Below are 25,671 nucleotides of genomic sequence, written 5' to 3' on the forward strand. Positions count from 1 at the left end.
CAAAATGAAGACTTCGACATGCTTTCTAAACTCTTGCTGTGCTGCGGCCGTGATGGGGTTAAGTGCAACTAACCTTTCTGCAGCGGACCTGGAGTTCTACTTTCCTGTCGGTGTGAATGCGCCAGCGGTGGATACAATTCAGGCGCTCACGGATACATGGGCGGCGCAAAACCCTCAGCACACTGTGAAGGCCGTCTATGCCGGAAACTACGAAGAGACGACCACGAAGGCATTGACGGCCGCGAACGCTGGGCAGCCGCCACAGGTCGCCGTTTTGCTGTCTATCGACCTGTTTACCTTGATCGAAGAAGACGTCGTCGTGCCGATCTCGGATATTGCGAACACGCCGGAAGATAAGGAATGGATCGACGGCTTTTACGATGGATTCATGAAAGACGCCGAGTTCGAGGGAAAGACCTACGCCATCCCGTTCCAGCGTTCCACACCGGTTTACTACTACAACAAGGACGCGTTTCGCGCGGCCGGACTTGACCCCGAAGCACCTCCCACAACTTGGGATGAGATGATCGAAATGGGCAAGGCGCTGACAGTCAAGGATGGTAATGGCAATGTCAGTCAATGGGGCACGCGCATCCCGACCCTGGGGTTAGGTGGTGCTTGGCTCTTTGGTGGCCTGGTTGTGTCAAAAGGCGATGTCCTGACCACAGAGACAGGGATCGAGGCACGCATGGATACCCCAGCGACCGTAGCGTCTCTAGAGTTTCTTTTGGAGTTGTCAGAGCAAGGAGTGATGGCACCCGGCGGTATCTCATGGGGGGACACTCCCAAGGCTTTTCTTGAAGGGCAGACAGCCTCTATGTGGACATCAACTGGCAATCTTGCCTTTGTTGAAGAGAATGCGACTTTTGATTGGGGGGTTGGCTTTCTCCCGGGCGGCGATGGACCCGGCGCGCCGATCGGTGGCGGCAACTTTTACATCTTCTCGGATACAACCGACGAGGAGCGTGAAGCGGCGCTGGATTTCATCAAATTCATGACTTCACCCGAGAATGCAGCAACATGGAGCATCGCGACAGGCTATGTCGCACCGCGTGCCGATGCATGGGAAACACCTGAGATGAAGGCTTATTCAGAACGCCTTCCGCAAGCCTTGGTTGCCTTGGATCAGTTACAGTACGCTGAGCGCGAGTTTGCGACCTTCCAGCGGGCAAAGGTGACTCAGCATCTTGTGGATGCAATTGAGAGTGTTGTGACTGGAAATGCAGAACCAGCCGAAGCTCTGAGAGCCGCGCAAGAAGGTGCTGACGCCGTTTTGGACGATTACAAATAGAGCGTTAGTTACCTAAGGCCCTGCGCGTTTCCCTCCCTCGCGCGGGGCATATTATTAATACATATAGAGGCAGTAGGACATGAATAAGCGGTTACCTTTTGGATTGGCGATGGTCTTGCTGTTCATACCATGCCTGCTTCTGGGCGCTTTTACGCACTATCCCGCATTTCGGGCCTTGCAGAATTCCTTCTGGAACAATTCCAGCTCGCGACGCCCATCGAAGTTCGTCGGTGTCGAGAACTATCAGACCCTGCTGCAGGATGACCGCCTTGCACAGATCATGCTCAACAGCACCCTATATGCCTTAGGAACGATTCCGTTGGCCATAGGATTGGCGATCGGCATGGCCCTCTTGGTTAATGCCAGGTTGCCAGGGACCTCACTGATGCGTCTTTCTTTCTTCATGCCAACGATGTTGCCGATGATCGCGGTCGCCAATATCTGGTTGTTCTTCTATGCGCCGGGCATTGGTCTTGCTTCGCAGATCCTCGGCGTGTTTGGATTGCCGCCGATTAACTTTTTAGGAAGTACAGAAACATCGCTTATTTCCATGATGTTCGTCGCCGTCTGGAAAGAGGCCGGTCTGTTCATGATTTTCTATCTGGCCGCCCTGCAAGCTGTGCCAGAGAACCTTAAAGATGCTGCAAGGCTCGAAGGGGCAAGTGCCACGCGCATTTTCTTCAATATCGTGCTGCCACTCTTGCGCCCGACCACCATCTTTGTTGCTGTAAACGCACTAATCAATGCCTTTCGGTTGGTGGATCACGTCATCGTCATGACCCGGGGCGGACCGAACAATTCAAGCGCCCTGCTGCTGTACTACATCTACGAGGTCACCTTCTCCCAACGTGACTTTGCCTATGGCGCGACGTTGACCGTCTTGATGGTCTGCCTTTTGGGGGTTCTTGCTGCCGTCCAGTACTGGGTGCTTAACCGAAAGGCGCATTACCAATGAAAAATGATCTGAACAAAATTATGTGGTCAACCATTGGCCTGCTTCTTGCTGCAGTCTGGGGACTACCCTTCCTCTATTCGGTCTGGACAGCATTCCATGATGAAATCTACTCAGCCAATTTTGTCTTGAATGCACCGCTAACACTGGAGAACTTTTTTGAAGCATGGCAGGCCGCGCCCTTTGCGTTGTATTTCCTGAACACCTTGATCTTGATCACCATCGTCTTGGTCGCAAATCTCGTGCTGTGCACCCTCGTGGCTTATGCTTTTGTGCGCTATCGCTTCCGATGGTCGGGTTTTCTCTTCGCGCTGATCATGGTCCAGCTTCTGGTGTCGCCCGAAATTCTGATCGTCGAGAATTACCTTACGTTGTCCAGAATCGGCATGATCGATACGATCCTTGGGATTGCACTGCCTTATCTGACCTCTGCTTTTGGCATATTTCTATTGCGGCAAACCTTCATGACCGTCCCTGTTTCCTTGGACGAAGCGGCTCAAATCGAAGGGGCCGGAGCATGGCGCGTCCTTTGGAACATCTACGTGCCGTTGGCAAAGCCCATCTATCTGGCCTACGCGCTGGTCTCGATTAGCTTTCATTGGAACAACTTTCTGTGGCCATTGATTGTGACTAACTCTCCCGAAGTGCGCCCCGTCACAGTCGGCCTGAGTGTGTTTGCAACGGTCGAAAGCGGTGTGGAATGGTCACTCGTCAATGCTGCGACCTTGATGACTACAGCACCACTGATCATCGCCTTTATCATCTTCCAACGCCAATTCGTTGCCAACTTCATGCGGGCAGGCATCAAATAATCGCTTCGGAGCACTAAATGCTAATCGCACATATCTCAGATTTCCACGTTTTCGCCCATGCGCCCGAGACATCGCTGGTGCGCAAAGATGCGGCAGATGCGGCCCGCAAGGTCGTCGCTGATATCGCGGCGCATACGCCGCTGTTTGACGCTGTTATATTCACAGGCGATCTGGCAGATGGCGGTTCCGCTGCGGATTATGAGCTGTTGAAAGAGATCCTTGCACCGCTAAATATGCCGGTGTTTGTGGTCCCAGGTAATCACGATAAGCGTGATGGATTGCGGGCCGCGTTTCAGGCAATTGTCCCTTTCGGCCCAGGCCCGTATCTGCATTATGAGGCGTGCGTCGGCGATCTGCGGATCCTTGCCCTCGACACCCTTGTTAACGATAAGGTTTACGGCGCACTCGATCCCAGCCAGCTTGACTGGTTAGAGAGCAGACTCGCAGAACACCATTCTGGCCCCACAATCATTGCCATGCACCACCCGCCGTTCCCATCAGGTGTTACTGCACTTGATGACATGAGCTTGAGAGACGGGAAAGAGCCGCTTGCGCGCATTGTTGCAGATTGCGACACGCCATTGATTATCTTGGCTGGGCATATCCACAGGCCGTTTCAAGCCATTTGGTTTGGTGCGTTTTGTCAGGTCGGGGGCGGGCCATCCTTTCAGCACGCGCTAGACCTTGGGCTAGAGGCACCGGAGCCGGGAAGCATCTCCGAACCGTATGCCTATCTCATCTTACGCCTTGATGGGCCCGATACACTGACCAATCATAAAAGGTATGTCTCACTGTGACTTTAGTCGTAACACCACACTGCGCAAAAATCGTTGAAACCATCGCTTGCAACGCAGGCCATCTGGCCTTGTCACATTTTAATAAGCTCAGCACTTTGCCAGTTGAAACCAAGGGGCATCTTGATCTTGTTACTGTGGCAGACCAGGAGGTCGAGGCCTTTATCACCCGCGCTCTGATTGATGCCTTTCCGGATGACGGTGTATTCGGAGAGGAAGGCGCATCTCGACATAGCCGTTCTGGCCGGACTTGGGTCGTCGACCCCATCGACGGGACCTTCAATTTCGTTCGCGGTAGTGATCAATGGGCTGTGTCGATCGGACTATATCATGGGGGACGCCCAGTTTTCGGTGTCATTCACGTCCCGGTTCGCGCGCAAACGCTGGTCGGCGGAGAAGGCTACGCAAGCACCATGAATGGTGCTGTTATGGAGACGCGTATGGGTATGAAAGCAGATCAGGCCGCCTGTGGTGTCGGCTTTCATCCGGTCATTCCGATTGATTTGCGGCTCAATACACTACGTTTTGTTTTGGAAGAAGCGCAGATGACGTTTCGCTCCTGCGGCTCTGCCACTTTGTCTCTGATCGAAGTCGCACTAGGTCAGGTTGATGGTTACCTTGGAACAGGCGAGTCCACATGGGACCTGATGGCCGCCATTCCGATATTGGAACAAATTGGAATTGGGTGCACGGTGAATTGGACGCAGACCGATCTGAACGACAAACTGCGCTTTGCCTGCGGGACGCAGGAATTTCTGGATGCTGTCGCCCCGATGTTTCCTGTCGGCACGACTTTGGCGCTGAATTGAAGACAAAAGCACCTTTTTCCTCATCAGCCGAATTGGCTAGGAGAGAACCATTCTTACGTTTGTGTTACATGTTGCAGGTGCTGAGGCTTTGTTAATCTGGGCTGTGCGATTAGTGCGGACCGGAGTCGAGCGAGGATTTGCAGCACCTATGGGCATCTGGCTACGGCATTCGGGCAAGAACCGATTGCTTGCGGCGGGAACCGGTGTACCTGGCCGTTTCTATCTCTCCTGTCTCGTGTGACTTAGCGCGCGGCTATGTCTTCTTCGGACTGTGAGCGCCCAATGGATGTTATCGCCATGAAACGGAACTGTTGGCTGCCTTTGTCTGTCGATTGGTGAAGTACTAAGTTCCACTTTCTGTGGCGGCGAAAAGTTGGTTCGAGCCTATGGAAGGCACGCAGGGGCTGATACAGTGGTTGTTGGCAGCGCGAAGGACCTCTGACTGAATGGTCAAAAAGTGCAGAAATGCCGTGTTTTGTAAGCTGGCCCTATAAAGCTATACTTCCGGCTTTTGGGGGAGGTGCCGGGGTGGGGGCAGGTATCGGACGATGGGTGATCGATACGCTGACAAAGTAGGAACATCGCAGAGTTCAATAATACTGATTTCGGGACCCACGCCGGGACCCAAAATACACAGTGCATAGAAAGTGGGTCCCAAAAAAGCCTCCAACCAGTTGAGGTTAGAGGCTTTTTATGGCTCCGGCGGTAGGGATCGAACCTACGACCAATTGATTAACAGTCAACTGCTCTACCGCTGAGCTACGCCGGAACGGTTTGTGTGATATAGCGTCGGGTTTCTTGACCGTCTAGAGAAGAATTGAGAAAATCCCAAAATATTTTCTCCACCTATTTAGCCAATTGAAATGTGGTGTCAAAGGTCAGCTCCCCTGTTGGTTCGACAATAGACTTTTCCATTAAATCAATGATATGTGCGAGAATGTTGCGCTCAGCCGCTGCCAACAGTGGCGCTGGTGTCGTAGTGTAAATGACCTGTGCAAGTTCTTTGGCAGTCGCAGGGCTTCTCTGCAGTTCGTCAAGAACGGCCTGTTCACGGGTTTTCCGATGGGCAATTAGCCAGTCAATCCGTGATAAGGGATCACTGACGGGCGCGCCGTGGCCGGGATGGAATACGCGCCAGTGCCTTGCTCGCAGGCGGGAACAAGAGGCCATGAAGTCGCTTAGATCACCATCAGGTGGTGACACCAGAGAACTGGCCCAACCCATGACATGGTCCGCCGTGAAACACGCGTCATTCCAACCGAGCGCAATGTGATTGCCTAAATGTCCAGGGGTGTGGATAACCTCTAGGTTCCAACCTTCGCCAGTGATTATTGATCCATCTTTGACAAGTATGTCTGGGCGAAATTCCGCATCTATACCCTCACCACCACCCACTAACCCTGCTGCAGCAAGATCAGCCATAATTTTGCTACGTCCAGCCGTGGCGTCACCGAAGGCATAGACCGGGGCACCAGTTCTTTGGCTGAGGGGGGCTGCAAGAGGGGAGTGATCGAGATGACTGTGAGTGACTATAATATGAGATATGTGCTGGCCTGGACCAATAGCCGCTAAAATTGCATCCAGGTGATTAGGTAGAGTAGGACCCGGATCAATTACCGCAATTGATGTTTCACCCAGCAAATAAGTATTGGTGCCGCGATATGTCATAGGCGATGGGTTGCCCGCCACTATTCGTCGCAACCCAGATTCCAACTCATACGCTGTCCCGGTGATTGGGTTGAATTCATCAGGAGCCTGCATCATTGTGCCTCGAGTGTTTGCATTCGACTAAATGTCTGTTGGTGACTGTGTTTTGCAGTCCTTTCAGTGCTGAATAGGCTTAACTATGTTCTTTCCATGGCTCAAACGTTATATGCCGCGCAGCCTGTATGGGCGTGCCGCTTTGATCATGATGTTGCCTATCGTGGTGCTTCAGTTCGTCGTGTTTAATGCGTTTATTCAGCGCCATCTGCAGGAAGTAACCGAGCAGATGACTGTGACGATCTTGCGTGAGTTGGAAGTGATTGCAAACGTTACGTCGTCAAGTTCAACCCAAGAAGACTTGATTGAGCAAGCATCACCTTTGCTGGCGCCGTTGGGAATGAAGTTACGCTTTCTTGATGAATCAGAGCTGCCTGCTTGGGACGAATTGGCCTGGAATGAGTTTTCTGGACGGATAGTCCGGGATACGCTTCGTGAGAAATTTGCACCAATCCTGGCGGTGAAGTTTCTGAAAAATAAACAGGTCAAATTGATTTTCTCAAATGAACTCGGACCGTTGGAAGTTAGTTTCAGTCGAAGGCGACTGACGGTGTCATCACCGCACCAGCTTATTGTCACTATGTTGTTCTTCAGCATTTGCATGACGGTTATTAGCTTTCTTTACATGCGTAACCAATTGCGACCAATCAAACGATTAGCTGATGCTGCGCAAGCATTTGGTAGAGGCAGAACGGTAGAATACAAGCCAACGGGTGCCACAGAAGTGCGAATAGCCGGGAGTGCGTTTCTGGACATGAGAGCCCGTATCGACCGCCAGATCGAACAGCGCACACTCATGTTGTCAGGAGTTAGCCATGATCTCCGTACACCTTTGACCCGGATGAAGCTTGGGTTGGCGTTACTGGATGACGAAGATGCCAGACCTTTGTTGCAAGATGTCGACGAAATGCAACAGCTGCTGGATGCATTCCTCGATTTCTCACGTGGTGTGTCACTCCGCGATCCAGAGGACACAGACCCACGGGCTTTGGTTGCTTCAATTGTTGAAGATTGGCGTCGAGAGGGCAAAGACGTGATGCTAGGTGAACTCTGCAGCGATGGCACTGTGATGTTGCGTCCAGGGGCGATACGTCGTGCGATTAACAATCTTGTATCGAATGCTGTGCGCTACGGAACCAGGGCGCGTGTTTCGGTTACTCTTACTGAAAAATCTTTGCGCATTCGCGTTGAAGATGACGGTTCAGGCATTCCACATACCCAAACTCGAGAGGCTATTAGACCCTTTACCAGGCTTGACCCAGCGCGCAATCAGGACTTGGGGTCTGGTGTGGGCTTGGGGTTGGCAATCGTTGCGGATGTTGCCCGTGCGCATGGTGGTGCTCTGCGGCTGGGTACAAGTCAGGATTTGGGAGGCCTACAGGCTGATATCGTTATCGGCAGGTAGTTGGTCTCTGACGGCGAGTGCGCGAATTGATGCTGAAAAAAACAATTTGTCTTGTGGTTGTTCACGTCGAAAGTACCATTACCCAATGGTACTTTAACGAATTCTGGGAAAGAGGATTTTCCATGGTTGATTTCTGTAGGCGAGATTTAGTGTTGTTTTGCGTGGCGGCATTTTCCGGATTTGGAACGGCTTCTATAGGGAGCGCCCAAACTGACAACATGCAACCATCGGAAATGGCCCGGGATCCACAAGCTATGGAGATCCTGGCGTCGGCTTCTGAATACCTGTCGGGGCAGGATACCCTTTCTATGGATTGGTTTGTGTCATTTGACGTGGTTGTAGATGGTCGCGAGAAGATCACCTACATGCGCAGTGGAGCCAATCTATTGCAACGTGAGGTAGGGTTCTACGGTTACTCAGAGTTTGGAGATGAAACGCGCGAGTATTTCTTTGATGGTTCTCAGTTTCAGATATTTGACGTCGAAGAAAATGCTTATGTGTCTGCAGAAATCAACGGTGACTTTGATAATTTGGCTGACCGGTTAAGCGAGACTTACGATATTCGCTTGCCTATCTGGCAAGTGATGAGCTCTGAGCCTCGTGGAGAGCTGCTTGATCGAGCAACCTCAGCGGCTTACGTCGGAACAACCAGACTTGCCGGGCGCGAAGCACATCATCTGGCGTTTTCCAACTATGACTCAGATTGGCAAATCTGGATCTCGACTGACGTTGATAGACCCGAGTTGATGATGATCGTCGGGACTGATCCCTATACCCAAGGGTGGCCACAGTATCGTGCCTATTTCACCAATTGGGATTTCGATCCAGAAATCCCTGAGGGCGTTTTCACCTATGTTCCAGATGAGCACGCCGACTTGATGGCCTGGCCAGTGCCTGAAGACGTTACAATTCTGGGGGAGCGGAACTGATGCGACAGTTTTTTATTGGTGTACTCATCTTCGCTTTGTCGGTTGGCACCTCACCAGAGAGCGTTATGCGATTGTCACCGCGCGCAGATTCAGCAGATGCTAGAGGCCACGGAGGTGGTGGTGGCCGGGCCCGAGGCGGTGGTGGCAATCGAGGTGGATTTTCCAGTGCGCCAAGATCGCGGCCTTCTGGCGCCAGAACTCGACCATCCGCAGGGACACGCCCCTCAACTAGACCGTCCACGCGCCCGGCGACTAAGCCTGCAACTCGGCCGGCGACGAAACCTGCAACCCGTCCCGCGACTAGGCCCGCAGCGAAACCTGTAACACGACCTGCTAGGCCACCCGCGACGAACCCTAGCCGGCCTGCAGCTGGCCAGCGCCCCGCGACACGCCCTTCAACAGGTGTTCGTCCGCCGGGTTCCCGCCCAGTGGGATCACGCCCGCCCGGTACTCGGCCTCCTGGGCATCGACCACCCGGAACGCGTCCACCTGGAACGCGCCCGCCAATTGGTGGTCGGCCACCAGGATATCGCCCTCCGGGTTATCGTCCGCCTGCTTATCGCCCACCATACCACCGGCCGCCTTACTACCGGCCGCCACATTACCATTATGGCCCATATTATTATAATTCGGGTTGGGGCTGGTTCTTTACGGCGGCAATTATTGGCTCGACATTGGTCTACACGACCTCATTGCCATCGGATAAAGAGTGCCAGAAGATAACTGACAACGGCGAGACTTTGTATCTGTGCGACGGAGTTTTGTACCGCTCGACTTTTTATGAAGATGAAAAAGTCTACGAGATTGTCTCGGACCCTCCGGCTGAAGAAGGTCAGCCGCAATCCGTAGTGGGCATGGGGCTGACAGATCCCTTTACCCGTGGGGAAACAGTGAGAGAGTTGCAAAACCGTCTTGTCGGTGCTGGCTATGATGTCGGCAGCGTGGATGGTGTGTTTGGCAGCGGCACGGAATCTGCTGTGATGTGGTTGCAGTATGACAATGGGCTGGAGTCCACAGGGTTAGTTGACCCTGCGACCGCCAATCTGTTGGGTTATGACGTGCCAGGTGCCGCAGAGCCGACGACGCCGCCTGCTCAGGAAGCGCCACCAACTGACCCGGCTGCCAATTCGGAAGCCGCTGAATCTACAGATCCAGCATCACCTTCAGATGTTGAGGTAGATGGATCAGCGCCCGAGCAACCCGAGGCCACTGCACCCGCTGATGCGGAGGCTACAAATGAAGCCGGGGCTGCTGACGTAACGGCTGCGCCGGATAACTAAACGACTTCAGATGCCGATCTTTGAGATCGGCATCTGATACTTATTTGAGCAGGCACCGCTATTCGATACAGCCACGGCGATATAGCAATATCACTGCTGGGTTTCAGGCCCGAAGACGTTCATTCTTTGGGTCCCAAATGGGTTGGTCTACTTGCACCACGGCACGGTGCTTTACCCCGTATATTTCGACCTCCACTTCAGTCCCCGGTACTGCAAGATCCACCCGAACCATGCCCAGCGCAATTGATGCATTGACGCGGTAACCCCAGTCGCCGCTGGTGGTTTCGCCTACAATCTCGCCGTCTTTCCAGATGCAAGACATATAGGGTGCATCCGCATCACCAGCGTCCACGATCAGGGTCACAAACCGCTTCTGAACGCCTTGCTGTTTTTCGGCCAGTATTGCTGCCTTGCCGGGGAAATCCTGCGGCTTGTCCAGTTTGACAAACCGGTCCAGCCCTCCTTCGAGCAGGGAATAATCGGTGCTGAGATCGCCCTTCCAAGCCCGGTACCCTTTTTCGATGCGAAGCGAGTTTAGCGCATACATGCCAAAGGGCTTGGCTCCGGCGGCTAGAACCGCCTCATAGATGGCGGGTTGATGCTGGTTTGCGCAATGCACCTCCCAACCCAGTTCACCCGCAAAAGACACGCGCGCCATGAACGCAGGTTTGCCCGCAATAGTGGCCTTCTGATGCGTCAGCCAGCCCAGAGTCAGATCCGCATCAGATAGCGAGGCAAACAGCTCACGGGCTTTGGGGCCTGTGACGATCATGGTGCCGAACTCTGCTGTATGATCCGTCAGGCTGATTCCGTCGGGCAGGGCGTTCTTCAGGATCTCAAAATCATGCCACTGCGCGGCACCTGCGGTGATCATGGTGAAATGATCTTCGGTGTGGCGGATACAGGACATCTCGGTCAGGATGCGCCCACGTGTGTCTGAGAGATAGACCAAGTTCATTCGGCCCACCTTGGGTAACCCGCCGGTTACCAGTCCGCGTAGAAACTCGGCAGCGCCGTCGCCTGTTAGATTAAAGCGCGAGAACCCGGGCAGGTCCAGCACTCCAACACCGTCGCGTACGGCTTCACATTCCTCTTTGATCCGCTGCTGCCAGAGACCAGAACGTCCCCAAGTGTGCGTCGCTTCTTCGGAGATGTCATCACCGGGCTGTGCAAACCAATTGGCCCGTTCCCATCCGTTATAGGCGCCCATAACACCGCCCAGTTCTTTGACCTTGTCATGCACCGGGCTCAGCTTCTTATCACGTGCAGCGGGCCACTCGTGGTGGGGGAAGTGCATGGCGTATTCGTTGCCATAAACTTCCATGCCTTTTTTTACGCAATAATCGTGATCGGTGTAGTCGGTATAGCGGCGCGGATCACAGGCCCACATGTCCCACTCGGTCTGTCCATCGACTATCCACTCAGCCAGACACTTTCCAGCACCACCGCCTTGGGCGATGCCAAAGGTGAACACGCAGGCCTCAAACGCATTCTTGACGCCGGGCATCGGGCCAAGCAGCGGTAACCCGTCTGGTGCATAGGGAATGGGGCCGTTGATGACGCGGCTGATACCGGATGTGGCCAAAGAAGGCACGCGCTCCATCGCATCCATCATGATGTCTTCGATCCGGTCCAGATCGTTTTGCCACAGCTGGAAACTGAAATCCTCGGGCATCGGGTCGTCCTCGGTTTCCCAATGCGCGCGGCAGTTGGGCTCATAAGGGCCGAGGTTGAATCCGTGTTTCTCTTGTCTCAGGTAGTAGGACACATCCACATCGCGCAGCAGCGGTAGCTTTTTCCCAGTTTCCTTGGTGTAGGCCTCGATCTCGGGGATCTCTTCGGACAGGAGGTACTGATGGCTCATCACCATCATCGGCACGGTGCGCCCGCCATAAGGTTTGAACCATTCGCCAACACGCTGCGCGTAATAACCAGCAGCGTTGACCACATAGTCGCAATCTATGTCGCCCTTGTCGGTGTGTACGGTCCAGGTGCCATCGTCATGCTGAGTTACACCCGTGGCGGGGCAGAACCGAATGATTTTGGCGCCCATGTCGCGGGCGCCCTTCGCCAACGCTTGTGTCAACTGAGCAGGGTCGATGTCCCCATCGTGCGGATCATATAGTGCACCCGCCATGTCATGGGTTTCAAGGAAGGGATAGCGTTCTTTGGTCTGATCTGGAGACAGGATTTCGATATCCATTCCCTGATACCGCCCCATGGAGGCCGCGCGTTCAAACTCCTGCATCCTCTCGGCGCTGTGTGCCAGACGGATCGACCCGGTGACGTGATAGTTCATCGGATAGTCGACTTCCTCACCCAGTCGCGCGTACAGCTCGGTTGAATAACGCTGCATGTTCATGATCGACCACGAGGTTGAAAAAGTTGGCACGTTGCCAGCCGCATGCCAGGTGGAGCCGGCCGTTAGCTCGTTCTTTTCTAACAGAACACAATCGCTCCAACCTTTCTTGGCCAGATGATACAGCGACGAAGCACCGACAACACCGCCGCCTATAATGACAACACGTGCTTTGGTTGGGAAATCGACCATAACTTATTCCTCTTCTTGCGGCACTCCATCCGCGATGTCGTAATAGTCACCCTTGGAGGCAACGAAGATGTGCTTGGCCACCTTGATGCCGGTGTCGCCGTCAACAGCGCCCAGGGCAAAACTGATGGTGTCCTCGTCGTTACCCTTCCAGAACAGATATGACCCACAGCGCGCGCAACTGCCGCGTTTGGCTAGGGGACTGGCGGCGTACCAAGTGACCGGGCCGCTGATGGTCAGATCATTGTCGTCAACATGGGCCGAGGCCCAGATGCCGCCTGCTTGTTTACGGCATTGGCTGCAGTGGCACATTGACGGGCCCTGTGGTTCAGCCGCGGTTTCAAACTGGATGTCGCCACATAGGCAGGATCCTTTGAGCATTTCTTATCCTTTTAGAGTGGGAGTGCTGCTGCTGCCCAGCAGAACACCGTAGAAAATGAAACAGATCGCCATGGTGCGACGGACCCAAATGTTGAACACCGCAGCCATAGCCGCACGACCCAAGCCAGCTCCGATGACTGTAAAACCGGTGTAGCTTAGGGCTGTGATTGTCAGCGCCGTGGGTATGATCACGCCCATTTGCTGCCAGACCGGCACATCCGGCTGCACAAATTGGGAAAATGCGGCCAAGTATCCTGCCACGCTTTTGGGGTTGATCGTAGCAACGGCCAGCGCGTGCAGATAAACATGTCGGGCAGGGCGTTCCACAGCGGGGGCTGGGTTAGAGGCATTCATCCAACCCCGAACCCCCAGAAAAATCAGAAACGCAGCGCCTATCAGTTTGGCGATGAAAAACCCGGTAGGGGAGGCCGCGATCAACGCAGTCACACCAAAAGCCGAGAGAACAAGAAATAGGCTGGCTTGGGTCAAGATAGCCAACACCCCGATCATCGCCTTCGGAAATGGCAAGGCCATTCCGTTACTGATGCAGTTCACTGCGTTCGGGCCGGGCGTGGTGACAAAGACCACCCAGAACAGTGCAAAAATGGTCCAGCTTTCAAAACTCATGGCCTTAATACACCGGCGGGGCGATTGCCCAGATAGCAACTGCCGGTTCATCATAGGGATTGGCCCATCGGTACGGTTCATGACGGATGCGGAAACTATCGCCCGCACTCACTGTGAACTCCCGGTTTCCGATCATCAGGTCCAGTTTTCCGGAAATAATATACCCGACCTCCTGTGTAGGTCGGTCCGCAGGCGTTTGCATCTTTGAGTGGGCCTGAAACGTCGAGTGTACCATTTCAAAGTCATCTGTTAGATCTGGTGACAATAGCTCTTCAACTAGGCCTTCATCGCCCGAGCCCATTGGACGTCGTGCCCCTGAACGCACCACATATCCTTGTTCCTGAGCAGGCGCCTTCGAAGGCCCGAACAACATTGACATAGGCACCTCTAGACAACCTGCAATCTGCCGCAAATCTGAAATCGACGGTTCGGATAAATCCCGCTCGACTTGGCTGAGCCACCCTACGGATCGGCCCAAACGAGCAGCCATGTTGTTTAGGGTCAGATTGCGCGCCTTGCGCAACGCTCTAATGTCGGCGCCAAGTGAGGCGGTGAGAGGAGCTTGGTTGTTCATGAAAGGTGCCCGCAAAAAAGGGAGTTGTGCCTCCCTAAATTCAACGATGGTTCAGGTCCGTGAAATTATCAAGTAAAATTTCACGGACGGAATAATTTAGGGAATAGAAGCGGGTTGCCAGTTTTGGTCCGATGAAGTGAAACCGCAAAGAATATTTGGGATTTGAATAGGAGGAGCATTGAATTTGCGCTCAACCTGAAAGTCTATCGGCGAAATTAACTAGCCATTTGCATAGACAGATCCACAAATGAAACAGTCGTGCATCGGCTCCTCGGCTACCTAACCGTCTGTCCGAAGAAACTTTCACTCTTGAGGGCCATCCAGACCCCATGAGTGTTTGGTAGCAATTGGACACATCCAAAAGTAAACTGCCCGCCTGCTATCATGGTAAGTAGCAAGCGGGCAGGTGGGTTAAAAGTCTTCCCACATCTCCCCACCGTTAGCTACATTTACGGGTTGAGAAGGGGGGGCCTCATTTGGCCAATCACTATTAAGGTCACTTGTCGGCAGCGAAGAACTGGAAAAGTCATTGAACGCATTGAAACTCGTTTCGGAACTGGCCTCTTCAATTCTGAAATGTGATACAAGCGTAGACAGTTTGGCAGCGTCAGAATGGAGAATGTGGCTAGCCGCAGTTGCCTCTTCGACCATTGCAGCGTTTTGTTGAGTCACTTGATCAAGCTGCGACATCCCAATGTTGATCTCGGCCAAACCTGTGGACTGATCGGCAGAGCCGACGGCCATTTCAGAAACCAGCTGGGAGATATTTCCCACACGCTCCACAATCGTGGAAAGTGCTTCGCCGGCTTTTCCTACTAGGACAACACCACGATCAACTTGCTTTGTACTGTCGTCGATCAAATTTTTGATCTCGGTAGCAGCGTCAGACGAACGCTGGGCTAGAATACGAACTTCTGAGGCAACAACTGCAAAACCACGGCCTGCGTCACCTGCACGCGCAGCCTCGACACCAGCATTCAACGCTAAAAGGTTCGTCTGGAAGGCGATGTCGTCAATTACGGAAATAATCTGCGAAATATGTCGCGCAGATCCTTCAATCTCAGTCATCGCAGACACGGCGCTTTGTACGACTTCTCCGCTTTCCTCTGCTTGCTGCTTGGCTTCGTTGACAATTTCTTCGACACTTCTCGCCCCTTCGGCCGCAGACGTAACGCTTGCAGTCATTTCTTCCAGGGCTGCAGCCGTTTGTTCTAGGGTCGCCGCTTGGCTTTCTGTACGGCGAGACAAATCATCCGATGCCTGGCTGATTTCTGTTGAACCGTTGCGAATGCTCTCAGAAGATCCAACTACCTCAAAGACGGTTGTTTTCAAGCTTTCCAATGTTTGATTGAAGTCATCACGCAGTTTGGCATAACCCTCGCTCATGTCCTCGTCGATCCGTACTGTCAGGTCCCCTTTGGAGAGGCGCTCTAAACCATCGCCGATGGCAGAGACGGCTGCAGTCTGTTCGTCCTGGCGCGCTTGCCGTTCTGCTTCGACAGATTTGGACATTTCCTCTTTTTCCACCAATCCATTCCGAAAAATGGATAGGGCACGGGCAATCCGATAGATCTCATCGCTGGCTCGATCGAAGCCGGAAACGGGGCTTAGATCACCCTCTGCCAAATGCTCGGTGGTTTCACTTATCTTGGCTAGGGGTCTGGTAATCAGAAGCTTTGTTAGCAAGAGGGAAAACACCAGCACTGCGCCTGATACGCCGAGAAGCATATACATCTGGCGCTCAGCGACACTGACATCCTTTGTCACCGCTTGGGCCATATCAGAAATTGCTGCCTGACTTTCCCCGCTTAGTTTGGCCGAGCGGTCAGAGATCTCTGAAACGGCTAGGGCTGCCGCATTTGAAACCTCGATTGTTTTGGCTTGGGCTTGAATCGTCGCAATCCGAGAGGCGGCTAGGCCGGTTTCGTTGTTGGCTTGAGCCACAATGCCGTTGATATCCTCAGTTAAGGCGCCTTCCTTAAAGTTGATAAATGTTTCAAGAGCAGCGGCGGCTTTTGTCAGCGGTTCAGCAGCGATCTGGACTTGCACAACCTCGTCTGCTGAGACGACCCGAAGTGCCGCAACTTGCAGGCTGTTGATTTGTGTATTTATCTCCAGCAATTGGTTGAGAAGACCGACTTCATTGTCCAACAGGCTTTGCACAGTTTCACGGTTGGAACGGCTGCTTTCCTGAGCTGCTACGGATAATTTTTGAACTGTCTCATTAATAACGAGGGTTAGTGCTTCGGCACTCGCTTCACGCGCAGTTAACACATCGCCGCGCATTTCCTTTTGTTCAGACCGGCGCGCAGCCAACATTTTTTTGAAGGTTGCAAACGCGTCATTGATCGTCTTTCTCGTCTCGGAACTGACTTCTAACTCTTTGAGGTATTCCAGGAATAACGAGAGCCGTTCAATAGTACCTTTCGCTGCCTTTTTCATTATTTTCTTTGTAGGTACGTCTCGCACCTGGCCAAGCCCCAATGACATGCCCGCCAATAGATTGATATCAGCTTGTGCTTCTAGCAGGCCTTGTAGGACGCTGAATTCTTCGTCAACGAGGGTACTTAACGTCTTTTCAATTGATGCAATTGTGTCTTCGCCGCCTACCGTCAAGTTTTTGTAAGCCTCATCGGCGGCACGCAATAGTTGGAGCTGAAGGTTTTGACTGTGGGTTTTCATTGCGTTGATCTGTGCATTGATCTGCGCATCGTTTCGAAAGGAATCTTCACGGGTTTCTAGCAACTCAACAAGAGAAGCAGATGCGTTGTTTGCCATCACTTCGAATTCTGGCTGCAAAGCATCTGGAAGTGTAGCGATACCATCTTGCAGGCGGTTTGCTGCCTTTGCTGTTTCAAGGCGTCCCTGTTCCAACCCTGCAGTGTCGCTCGCCAAAAGAATGTCCGTCATCGAGTCGCGGGTCAGGCTAGCGGCACTGGTTAGTATGGAACTGTTTTCCAGCTGTGGTAGCATATCGCGGGTTAGTGTCGACATATCTGCAGAGATGCGGGAAAACACCATTGAGACTAAGACTGCAACGATGGCTGATGCAGCCCCCATACTGAGTAGGATTAGGGTGATCTTTGCCCCGATGCTTGAAAACGGCCTGAAACCCCGTTTCCCTGACGTGAAATCTTGTTTTGTCATGATGCCACCTGCGTACTATTTAATTTGAAAGTTGGCCCACTATGTAGGAGTGGACTGAATGCTTTAGACCGATGGGGCTGGCTGAACGTCACCAAGGTCGATTGGAAGTGAAGCTCACCTACTTATCCAGTGAGAGGCAGGAGCCTAGTCTGGGTGTACGGACTATATCGAGCGTTCACTTCTGCCTGGTTCTCTACCGGGGCTGCTCCTATCGAGTAACCAGTGCTAGGACCGCCGCCAAGAACAGTGTTGCTGTAGGAAATAAGGAGTGTGTATCTCTCACCCTGAGTTCGCTCTTTGGGGTTGCAGGTAATAGGCACTGTACGCCTATTCTGGCTCGAACCACGAGTACCATTGCTATGACCATCTTTAGCAAGAGGCGGCAGAAAGCCCAGTGGGGCCGTTGTGAGTACATTTTCGCCACTACACATTAAAACCTCCAAGCTTCCTGTGTTTTTGCGAGAATGGGCAAGATGAGTTAAGAAATTTGGAACTCCAAAAGGTTGTTGTCGACACTTTTAACTTTTCCGTTAAAGGGGGGTGTAAGTATTTGATATATTGTCAATATTGTTTTTCTATGATGCAGGAAATCATAGCGAAGAATGCTGGTATGATACGAATCCGCCCTATTCAGCTATAAAAAAGCTGCGTTGGGAGCCATATTTCTAATAATGTCCCAACGATGGCATAGCGCTAAATTTGCGGTAGATTTCCCCTAGTGCCTGTCTCAACAGTGCGCGCTTGGCATTCATGTACATCTCTGGGCTAGGGCGGAACGTAAAAGGAGGGGCAGTCACTACATTGGTTTCATTGTCGTCTTGACTAGTTGATTCGAGCAAAAAATGACCTTTAAAGGGTGCTAAGGGGCTACAATCCACAAGGATGGCATCGATTGGTTCTGTTTTAGGGCGCAATCTTCGCTCTTCTGGATCATGGTAAATTTTCATTAATCTAAATCCGAACACTGGATTTATTGTTGTTCAAACAGAAACAGTTTGGGATTCTGTCTGTCTGCAATAGGTTGGTGTTGTATATTTATAAATTTAATACAGGGTGTTGAGTTTTTGGGGTGGCGGTGTTTGGAAACAATCTGTCAAGTTTCTCTTCACGTTCTATGGGTATGGTTGAAATCTTACTCGATCCGAGCAGCCACATCAGTAAATTTTTTGATTGTTGGGTCGGGAGGATAGGGTATTGATCACTTAGCCCATCTTGGGGGAAGTCTGCTGGTCGTGGGGGCGACTGCACTTTTTGCATCAGGACGATGCCGGGGAACTGTATGATTACAGGGCAGCTGCCGCTGCACGTATAACCAAAACCGGCTGCAAACAGGCTTTTGCTTGTGTGCAGCGGCTCTCGTTTGTTTTGGTGTTCTCTCAGGTGTCCTTGAAGCAAGTGCGCGTCGGCGATCATGTCACGGTTTGGTCTGCAAGATCCAGAATTGAATATCCGCTGGTTTTTGCGGTTTGGCGCGTGCCCGTGCCGTAATGGAGAATAATATGACGTATAACGTTAATACGCTGAGTTTGATTTATCTTGGAAACTACGGCTCGTCGGCCTCTAACCCCTTGATTGTTGACCCAATTGAAAACAATTGGAAAGCGGAAGACGCGTCTCTCCTAAATGGACTGTCAGTTGATCACGAAACCCTGCAAATCGTTCAGGCAAGCACGCATGACTATTTCATTAGCGATGATGATTTTGATGACGACGACGACGATGATGCTAGCGATACTGAGGATACAATCACCTACAACGTCGGGAATGGTTCAGTAACTCAAGAAACGGATGCGACTTTGGAAGGCGAGGTTCTTGTGACCTTGCAGGACGGGTCACAGGTTATTGTTAAAGCAGTGATAATTCAGACTGCAAATGGTGACCTGTTCATTACTGATCTTTACAATAATGGCACCCTTGACAACCTTGCGATTTCATCAGTCGAGATCGTCGAAATTACTGAAGACTGCTTGACGGGCTGGGGAACTCATCAAAGTGTGGATGGATCGTCAATTGTAGCACCAGATGTTGGTGATGGCATCGTCGAAGGCAGCAGCGGTGACGACTTGATCGATATCGCCTACACAGGTGATCCTGAAGGCGACATGATCGACAACGTAGATGCGATCAACCCATCCGATGGCCCTAATGATGATCTGGTTCACGCAGGCGCAGGCAACGATACCGTCCTGGCCGGAGCGGGTGATGACACCATTCATGGCGGCTCAGGTGACGACTCCCTGAGTGGTGGCGCAGGCAACGATGTTATTGAGGGTGATACTAATGCACCCGGTGGCAGCACCACTGAACGCCAAGTGTTTGAGTGGGACAAAGCGCCGAACTCAAACGGCTGGGATCCGATCGACAATGGTGACAGCCTAAGCAGCGGCTTTAGTCAGGACACAGGCGAAGTTACCGTCGACTTCTCGGTTCTGCACGAGGATCCCGGTGTAAGCACTACGTTTTCTGAGACCACTCAATATGTCGGTGGCATCGAAGGTGACGGAAACCCTGTCCAAGACAACAGCGGTTTGAAGTCGCTGACCAATGGGAATGGCAACGATGCGGCCTATCAGCTAGAGTTTTCTGATCCCGTTGAGAATGTTTCGTTCCGGATTAACGACCTGGACGGAGACGGTGTTGTTAAGGTTACCGCATTTGATGCCAACGGAGATCCGGTTGTTGTTGAGCTGGATGGTGGCTCGTCTTTGACCCTCACGGACGAAGATGCGGTTGCGGGCGATGAAACCGCGACAGCGGATGGCAACTACTCAAATGCAGATCAACCGAATATCTCTCTGTTGCTGAATATCGAAGGCCCGATTTCCCGTTTGATAATCGAACATGATCAGGAAGGAAGTGGGAACACTGGTATTTATGTCTCTGACGTATACTTTGACGTTCCAGATGGGGCAGCGGATATCGTGCCTGGAAATGACACCATTGATGGTGGCGAAGGCGATGATCTTATCCTCGCGGGCGGTGGTGATGATGATGTAGCCGGTGGAGATGGGGCAGATACCGTAGAAGGTGGCGAGGGTAATGACCTTATCGATACGTCCAGTGACGGAATTGCTCTGCCAGACCGCGGTTTCCCTGGGTACTCCAGCTCTTCGGTAACAATCCCGCCGATTCCAGCAGACAGCGACACCACAGATGACATGGATGTCGTCGATGGCGGTGCTGGCAATGATACCATTACAACTGGGGATGATGCCGATGTCATTACCGGTGGTGCTGGTGAAGATAGCATAGATGGCGGCATTGACGACGACACGATTTCCGGTGGAGCCGACAATGACTACATCGTTGGCGGCGAAGGCTCTGACAGCATTCAAGGCGATGGTGGCAATGACACCATTTACGGCGGCCTTGGTGGTGATGCATCCTTGGATGTTCTGAATATCATCGACGATGGTTCAGGCGGTGATCCCGTCGATCCTGACCCAACCAACGGTCGTGATGTAATCGATGGCGGTGCAGGGAATGACCTGATCTACGGTCAGGACGATGATGACACTCTGAGCGGTGGATCAGGTGATGATACCCTGTTTGGCGGCATCGACGAAGATAGCCTGTCAGGTGGAACTGGCGACGATATCTTGTTGGGAGGCCAGGGGGCTGACTACGTATCGGGTGGCGATGATGCGGACATCATTGGCGCTGGCGTCGGTGACACGATTGTCGGCGGCGAAGGTGGCGACGACGATGACGCCGTCATTGTGTCTGGCTTGGCAACCGTGACTTATGATGGAAATGACCCATCGTTAGAAGCTGGGACCATTACCTATTACGACGACGACCTGAATGAGACCGGCACTGCAGAGTTCTCGGAGATCGAGAACGTGTATGTTGTCGGTACATCGAGTACCAGTGCAGTCTTGGAAGATCCGTCTTCGGTTCCTGGCGCGGAAAGTGTTGATGGTATCGTTGAAGGAACAAGTGGCGATGATCTGATCGATTTGGATTATACCGGCGATCCGGACGGTGACCGGGTCGACTATGACGATGCCGTTCCACCATTGGTCGGTTCGCAAGATATTATTGTCGCAGGTGCTGGTGATGACACTGTCGAAGGTCATTACGGCACAGATGTAATCTTTGGTGGTGCCGGCGAAGATGAGCTGTACGGAAACCACGGAAATGATGCCATCGACGGCGGTACAGGCGACGATTACCTGGACGGCGGCGAAGGTCGGGACATTCTGGCAGGCGGGGATGGCAATGATACTATCTCAGGCAGCAATGATAACCCCGATGATGGTGGTGACTTGTTGTTCGGGCAAGACGGCGATGACACCTTTGTCAATATTGGCGAGGGCGAAGTTATCGTCGGCGGTGAAGACGACGATGGGCTAGACGAAGACGTTCTCGATCTAAGGGGAGCCGCTGAGGCTTCAAATCCCGGCGGTTCCTTGTCTGTTGCCTATACCGGAGGAGATCCAACGTCGGAATCCGGTGTTGTGACTTTCTATGATGAAAATGGTGAAATTACTGGGACAACTGAGTTCTCTGAAATTGAGAACGTCATTCCATGTTTCACACCAGGTACTTTGATTGCGACCCCAAAAGGCGAGCGCAAGGTCGAGGATCTGAAGGCTGGTGATCGCGTAATCACTCGTGACAATGGTATTCAGGAAATCCGTTGGTTGGGAAGTCGTGACATGACGTCGAAAGAGCTGACGGATGCACCGCATCTGCAGCCGGTTCTGATCTGTCAAGGCGCATTGGGCAATGGTTTGCCTGAACGTGATATCATGGTTAGCCCCAACCACCGTGTTCTGGTCGCCAATGACAAAACGGCATTGTACTTTGAAGACCGCGAAGTTCTGGTGGCAGCGAAGCACCTGACAGGTCTCGAAGGCATCGATGTCGTTGAGATTTCATCGGTAACTTACATTCACTTCATGTTCGATCAGCACGAAGTTGTACTGTCGGATGGTGCATGGACCGAGAGCTTCCAGCCGGGTGATCAAACTCTGCTCGGTTTGGACAGTGCGCAACGCAATGAACTGTTAGAGCTGTTCCCCGAGTTGAAAACGGAAAAAGGCCAAGCTGCATATCCATCCGCACGCCGCTCGCTGAAAAAGCATGAGGCGCGTTTGCTGATTCACTGATCCAAAGTGGTTTTGAAAATAGAAAGGCAGGGCTGTATGGCTCTGCCTTTTTTCATAATGCAGGTACGAAACTCAATTGTGATCAGCGCGCCATTTCACCCAGGCCTCAAGGGTGTCTAGATCCGTTGTGGCGTGAAGACCAGGCAGGGCTATCAATTGAACCGGTTCGTTGACCAATATGGAACGGGCGCCACTATCACCCTTCAGGGCAAGTAACGCTTCGAAGTAGCGCCTTGGGAACAAAACTGGATGACCGGGCATACCATCTGCAGTGCTAGCCCGTAGGATTGGTCCGTCGCTGTTTTGGTATTGAGCCGCCATATGCATCAGATCCTGGCAGTCGATCTCGGGCATATCAGTCGGCAGTATCATCACTGCCTCAATATGGTCTGGAAGGGCTGAAACTCCGGCACGGATGGATGCAGCCATGCCTTCGGAGGCATCGGGAACCTGAATTGGGATTGCCTCTCCAATCCATTTGGCACGTGGATGTGATTGATGGGGGAGCGTAACATAGCATGGTAATCCAGTTAAGTTCGCCCGTCTTGTGAGTAGCGCAATCAGGGGTTCGCCATTCACGTGTTCTAGCAACTTGTCGCGCGGAGCCATTCGGCTGGAAGATCCGGCAGCCAGCAACAAAATGGCGAGAGGGGGCATAATGTGTCTCCGGACATGGGGCGGCCGCAGAGACTAGGAGCCTCCGGCGGGGGTATCTTTGAAAAGATGAGGAGGAAAGGCCAGCGCTTTTTGGAGGCGGCCCAATAGGCTCGCCCCCAACCAGATTGTTGAACTTGTCTCGGGATGACTTCAGCCGCGCATGCGGGCTCCGTCGGCATCAAACAGTGGCGTGGTGATCAGCTGTGCTTGGTGCATTTTTCCAAGAATTTCAATTTCCACCTTCAAACCATTCACGGCTCGGTCTGCTGGCACGAACCCGATAGCAATGGATTTCGCAGCATGGTGTGAATAGCCACCTGACGTGCAGAACCCAACAACTTCTTCGTCCAGCCATATTGGTTCGTCTGCGACTACGTCTGCGTCGTCGGCATCGACCATAAACGCGCAGAGTTTACGGGTCGCTCCCGTGTCACGTTCGGCTTCAGCGGCATCGCGGCCAATGAATTGAACGTCCTTTTTGAAGGAGATGAAACGATCGAGACCCGTTTCTGCAGCCGTGTAATCCGGTGAGAACTCTCTCAACCAGGAACCAAAGAACTTGTCCAGGCGTAGGCTCATCATTGCTCGCATCCCAAAGGGCTTCATGCCGTGCGGTTTGCCTGCCTGCCACAGGGTGGTCCACAGGGCGCGAAGGCTAGGTAAATCACAGTAAATCTCATACCCTAAATCCCCAGTATAGCTGACCCGCTGCACGATACAGTCGGTCATGCCCACGCACGTATGGCGCACGTCCATGAACTTCATCTCTGAGATATCGCTACGGGTGCAGGCTTGCAGGACAGTGCGGGCCATTGGGCCTGCTATTTGAAAACCACTGCGCGTGTCCGAGATGTTTTCAATGTCCACACCGTCATCCAGGTTTTGCAGGAACCAGCGCCAATGGTAGGCCTGTGATCCATAAGAGGCAGTAAGTTGATATTCTTCCTGGCCAAGGCAGGAAATGGTAAAGTCACCAATCAAGCGCCCTTCGGGCGAGAGCATCGGGGTGAGTGACAGGCGGCCAGTTTTTGGAACCCGGCCTGCCATAATGCGATCCAGCCAGTCACGAGCGCCTGCGCCAGTTACCCGGTATTTTCCAAAATTGTGCAACTCGTTGATACCGACGGCATTGCGCACTGCGGCGACTTCCCGTGCCGTGGCCTCAAATGCGTTTGACCTCCGGAAGCTGGGAGTCTCATAGCGAGGTTCATCTTTGGTGGCAAAGTAGTTGACGACTTCTAGGCCATATTGCGCGCCCCAAACGGCACCCATGCTGTCAAAGATGTCATACATCGGGGTGGTCCGGAGAGGTCTGCCTGCTGGTAGTTCCTCATTCGGGTAGGAGATCGAAAACCTCTTCTGATAGTTTTCAATAACCTTGGGGCGGGTATAGCCTGGAGTGATCCAGTCCCCAAAGCGGCCGCAGTCCATTGCGAAGGTATTACGTTCGGTTTCTCCATTGATCATCCATTGTGCCAACATCAGGCCAACGCCGCCGCCCTGACTGAAACCGGCCATAACCGCACAAGCCGACCAATAGTTACGCATTCCTGGAACAGGTCCAACCAGCGGGTTTCCGTCAGGTGCGAAAGTAAAGGGACCGTGGATGACTGATTTTACCCCAGCGGTTTCTAAGACAGGGAACCGTTTGTAGGCAAAGGCAATCGAATCTTCGATCTTGTCGAAGTCATCTTGCAAAAGCTCATGTCCGAACTCCCATGGCGTGCCGTCCACTGCCCAAGGTTTGCAAGGTTGTTCGTAGAATCCGATACAAAGGCCGCGACCTTCTTGGCGCAGATAGCTTTCACCTGCTGGGTCCATGACATGCGGATGTTCACCGCCACCTTCAATGATGTCGGCAATCAGGGGAATTTCATCGGTGACAATGTACTGATGTTCCATTGGGTGGAGAGGGAAGTAAACGCCTGCCATTGCTCCCACTTCACGTGCCCATAGCCCACCCGCATTGACCACATGCTCTGCGTGGATAGTGCCCTTGTTGGTGACCACGTCCCAGGTACCGTCGGTGCGCTGATTGGTTTCCAGAACTTTGCAGTGGGTTTCAATTGTGGCACCGCCAATGCGTGCAGCTTTGGCATAGGCATGGGTAGTGCCCGACGGATCCAAATGACCATCAAGTGGATCATAAAGCCCACCAAGGATACCGTCGATGTTGGTGGCGGGGGCAATTTTTTTGATTTCTTCGGGTGAAATGATTTCGGTTTCCAGCCCCATGAACCGATGCTTGGCGCGCTCAGCTTTGAGCATGTCAAAGCGATCCTTGTCATCTGCAAGGGTGATGCCACCAACATGATGCAGGCCGCAGGACATGCCTGTTATCTCTTCAAGCTCTCGGTACAGTTTGATGGTGTACCCCTGTAGAGCAGCCATGTTTGTATCGCCGTTCAGGGTGTGAAAACCGCCAGCTGCGTGCCAAGTCGACCCCGAAGTCAGCTCTGACCGCTCTAGAAGCATGACATCCGACCACCCAAGTTTGGTCAGGTGGTACAGAACTGAGCAACCGACAACCCCGCCACCAATGACGGCCACACGCGTAGTGGTTTTCATTTCATCTCTCCCCAAAGTTATT

General features: G+C 52.7%; 19 protein-coding genes and 1 tRNA gene. 9 read left to right on the forward strand and 11 right to left on the reverse strand.

The features are described from left to right. Positions 1 to 4 precede the first annotated feature (4 nt). From DL239_RS18600 to DL239_RS18620, 5 genes are all read left to right on the forward strand, one after another. Positions 5 to 1,291, forward strand: a complete 1,287-nt coding sequence (locus DL239_RS18600) for an ABC transporter substrate-binding protein (protein WP_167685605.1) — start codon at positions 5 to 7, stop codon at positions 1,289 to 1,291. Positions 1,292 to 1,370: 79 nt separating this feature from the next. Further along, positions 1,371 to 2,246, forward strand: a complete 876-nt coding sequence (locus DL239_RS18605) for a carbohydrate ABC transporter permease (protein WP_167685606.1) — start codon at positions 1,371 to 1,373, stop codon at positions 2,244 to 2,246. Then, entirely contained in the window at positions 2,243 to 3,055 is an 813-nt protein-coding gene (locus DL239_RS18610) for a carbohydrate ABC transporter permease (RefSeq protein WP_167685607.1), read from the forward strand. Before DL239_RS18605 ends, DL239_RS18610 begins: the two co-directional genes overlap by 4 nt. 17 nt (positions 3,056 to 3,072) lie before the next feature. Beyond that, positions 3,073 to 3,852 (forward strand): metallophosphoesterase, encoded by a 780-nt coding sequence (locus DL239_RS18615; RefSeq protein WP_167685608.1) that lies wholly within the window; start codon positions 3,073 to 3,075, stop codon positions 3,850 to 3,852. Then, entirely contained in the window at positions 3,849 to 4,658 is an 810-nt protein-coding gene (locus DL239_RS18620; protein WP_167685609.1) for an inositol monophosphatase family protein, read from the forward strand. Before DL239_RS18615 ends, DL239_RS18620 begins: the two co-directional genes overlap by 4 nt. Before the next feature lie 694 nt (positions 4,659 to 5,352). On the opposite strand, the gene DL239_RS18625 is transcribed toward DL239_RS18620, so the two are convergent. Both DL239_RS18625 and DL239_RS18630 read right to left on the reverse strand, forming a co-directional pair. After that, positions 5,353 to 5,427, reverse strand: a tRNA-Asn gene (locus DL239_RS18625). 77 nt (positions 5,428 to 5,504) lie between these two features. Next, entirely contained in the window at positions 5,505 to 6,419 is a 915-nt protein-coding gene (locus tag DL239_RS18630) for an MBL fold metallo-hydrolase (RefSeq protein WP_167685635.1), read from the reverse strand. A gap of 85 nt (positions 6,420 to 6,504) precedes the next feature. Between DL239_RS18630 and DL239_RS18635 the strand changes: the two genes are divergently transcribed. Then, complete coding sequence (locus tag DL239_RS18635) at positions 6,505 to 7,824, forward strand: ATP-binding protein (protein ID WP_167685610.1); 1,320 nt, start codon at positions 6,505 to 6,507, stop codon at positions 7,822 to 7,824. 233 nt (positions 7,825 to 8,057) lie between these two features. Further along, positions 8,058 to 8,753: a DUF2092 domain-containing protein gene (locus DL239_RS18640; protein ID WP_206188527.1), complete on the forward strand. Its 696-nt coding sequence runs from the start codon at positions 8,058 to 8,060 to the stop codon at positions 8,751 to 8,753. Between the two features lie 354 nt (positions 8,754 to 9,107). Here DL239_RS18640 and DL239_RS18645 read toward each other — a convergent pair whose 3' ends face one another. Continuing rightward, a complete protein-coding gene (locus DL239_RS18645) occupies positions 9,108 to 9,371 on the reverse strand; it encodes a hypothetical protein (protein WP_167685612.1) in 264 nt (87 codons plus the stop codon). A gap of 74 nt (positions 9,372 to 9,445) precedes the next feature. Between DL239_RS18645 and DL239_RS18650 the strand changes: the two genes are divergently transcribed. Continuing rightward, complete coding sequence (locus DL239_RS18650) at positions 9,446 to 10,033, forward strand: peptidoglycan-binding domain-containing protein (RefSeq protein ID WP_167685613.1); 588 nt, start codon at positions 9,446 to 9,448, stop codon at positions 10,031 to 10,033. 103 nt (positions 10,034 to 10,136) lie between these two features. Here the strand turns inward: DL239_RS18650 and DL239_RS18655 are convergent, their stop codons facing one another. From DL239_RS18655 to DL239_RS18680, 6 genes are all read right to left on the reverse strand, one after another. Then, positions 10,137 to 12,584 (reverse strand): GcvT family protein, encoded by a 2,448-nt coding sequence (locus DL239_RS18655; protein WP_167685614.1) that lies wholly within the window; start codon positions 12,582 to 12,584, stop codon positions 10,137 to 10,139. 3 nt (positions 12,585 to 12,587) lie between these two features. Then, positions 12,588 to 12,962 (reverse strand): GFA family protein, encoded by a 375-nt coding sequence (locus tag DL239_RS18660; protein ID WP_167685615.1) that lies wholly within the window; start codon positions 12,960 to 12,962, stop codon positions 12,588 to 12,590. Positions 12,963 to 12,965: 3 nt separating this feature from the next. Next, positions 12,966 to 13,589, reverse strand: coding sequence for a LysE family translocator (locus tag DL239_RS18665; RefSeq protein WP_167685616.1), 624 nt, complete (start codon positions 13,587 to 13,589; stop codon positions 12,966 to 12,968). Positions 13,590 to 13,593: 4 nt separating this feature from the next. Next, positions 13,594 to 14,163, reverse strand: coding sequence for a helix-turn-helix domain-containing protein (locus DL239_RS18670; protein WP_167685617.1), 570 nt, complete (start codon positions 14,161 to 14,163; stop codon positions 13,594 to 13,596). A gap of 411 nt (positions 14,164 to 14,574) precedes the next feature. After that, positions 14,575 to 17,310: a methyl-accepting chemotaxis protein gene (locus DL239_RS18675; RefSeq protein ID WP_240931999.1), complete on the reverse strand. Its 2,736-nt coding sequence runs from the start codon at positions 17,308 to 17,310 to the stop codon at positions 14,575 to 14,577. Between the two features lie 1,035 nt (positions 17,311 to 18,345). Then, positions 18,346 to 18,723, reverse strand: a complete 378-nt coding sequence (locus DL239_RS18680) for a hypothetical protein (RefSeq protein ID WP_167685618.1) — start codon at positions 18,721 to 18,723, stop codon at positions 18,346 to 18,348. A gap of 86 nt (positions 18,724 to 18,809) precedes the next feature. On the opposite strand from DL239_RS18680, the gene DL239_RS18685 reads away from it, so the two are divergent. Next, positions 18,810 to 22,424, forward strand: coding sequence for a Hint domain-containing protein (locus tag DL239_RS18685; RefSeq protein ID WP_240932001.1), 3,615 nt, complete (start codon positions 18,810 to 18,812; stop codon positions 22,422 to 22,424). Between the two features lie 72 nt (positions 22,425 to 22,496). Here DL239_RS18685 and DL239_RS18690 read toward each other — a convergent pair whose 3' ends face one another. Both DL239_RS18690 and DL239_RS18695 read right to left on the reverse strand, forming a co-directional pair. Then, on the reverse strand, positions 22,497 to 23,081 hold the full coding sequence (locus DL239_RS18690) for a nucleotidyltransferase family protein (protein ID WP_167685620.1): 585 nt from the start codon (positions 23,079 to 23,081) through the stop codon (positions 22,497 to 22,499). Between the two features lie 150 nt (positions 23,082 to 23,231). Then, complete coding sequence (locus DL239_RS18695; RefSeq protein ID WP_167685621.1) at positions 23,232 to 25,649, reverse strand: GcvT family protein; 2,418 nt, start codon at positions 25,647 to 25,649, stop codon at positions 23,232 to 23,234. Between the last annotated feature and the right edge of the window lie 22 nt (positions 25,650 to 25,671).

Origin of the sequence: Parasedimentitalea denitrificans (genome assembly GCF_011813015.1) — a bacterium.
GTDB lineage: Bacteria > Pseudomonadota > Alphaproteobacteria > Rhodobacterales > Rhodobacteraceae > Parasedimentitalea > Parasedimentitalea denitrificans.

Excerpts from the sequence above, each read along its gene's own strand:
- DL239_RS18655 (WP_167685614.1), bottom strand. The coding sequence starts at position 12,584 with ATGGTCGATTTCCCAACCAAAGCACGTGTTGTCATTATAGGCGGCGGT.
- DL239_RS18645 (WP_167685612.1), bottom strand. The coding sequence starts at position 9,371 with ATGGGCCATAATGGTAATGTGGCGGCCGGTAGTAAGGCGGCCGGTGGT.
- DL239_RS18675 (WP_240931999.1), bottom strand. The coding sequence starts at position 17,310 with ATGACAAAACAAGATTTCACGTCAGGGAAACGGGGTTTCAGGCCGTTT.
- DL239_RS18635 (WP_167685610.1), top strand. The coding sequence starts at position 6,505 with ATGTTCTTTCCATGGCTCAAACGTTATATGCCGCGCAGCCTGTATGGG.
- DL239_RS18680 (WP_167685618.1), bottom strand. The coding sequence starts at position 18,723 with ATGATCGCCGACGCGCACTTGCTTCAAGGACACCTGAGAGAACACCAA.
- DL239_RS18670 (WP_167685617.1), bottom strand. The coding sequence starts at position 14,163 with ATGAACAACCAAGCTCCTCTCACCGCCTCACTTGGCGCCGACATTAGA.
- DL239_RS18610 (WP_167685607.1), top strand. The coding sequence starts at position 2,243 with ATGAAAAATGATCTGAACAAAATTATGTGGTCAACCATTGGCCTGCTT.
- DL239_RS18600 (WP_167685605.1), top strand. The coding sequence starts at position 5 with ATGAAGACTTCGACATGCTTTCTAAACTCTTGCTGTGCTGCGGCCGTG.
- DL239_RS18630 (WP_167685635.1), bottom strand. The coding sequence starts at position 6,419 with ATGCAGGCTCCTGATGAATTCAACCCAATCACCGGGACAGCGTATGAG.
- DL239_RS18685 (WP_240932001.1), top strand. The coding sequence starts at position 18,810 with ATGACGTATAACGTTAATACGCTGAGTTTGATTTATCTTGGAAACTAC.
- DL239_RS18695 (WP_167685621.1), bottom strand. The coding sequence starts at position 25,649 with ATGAAAACCACTACGCGTGTGGCCGTCATTGGTGGCGGGGTTGTCGGT.
- DL239_RS18605 (WP_167685606.1), top strand. The coding sequence starts at position 1,371 with ATGAATAAGCGGTTACCTTTTGGATTGGCGATGGTCTTGCTGTTCATA.
- DL239_RS18640 (WP_206188527.1), top strand. The coding sequence starts at position 8,058 with ATGGCCCGGGATCCACAAGCTATGGAGATCCTGGCGTCGGCTTCTGAA.
- DL239_RS18615 (WP_167685608.1), top strand. The coding sequence starts at position 3,073 with ATGCTAATCGCACATATCTCAGATTTCCACGTTTTCGCCCATGCGCCC.
- DL239_RS18660 (WP_167685615.1), bottom strand. The coding sequence starts at position 12,962 with ATGCTCAAAGGATCCTGCCTATGTGGCGACATCCAGTTTGAAACCGCG.
- DL239_RS18665 (WP_167685616.1), bottom strand. The coding sequence starts at position 13,589 with ATGAGTTTTGAAAGCTGGACCATTTTTGCACTGTTCTGGGTGGTCTTT.
- DL239_RS18690 (WP_167685620.1), bottom strand. The coding sequence starts at position 23,081 with ATGCCCCCTCTCGCCATTTTGTTGCTGGCTGCCGGATCTTCCAGCCGA.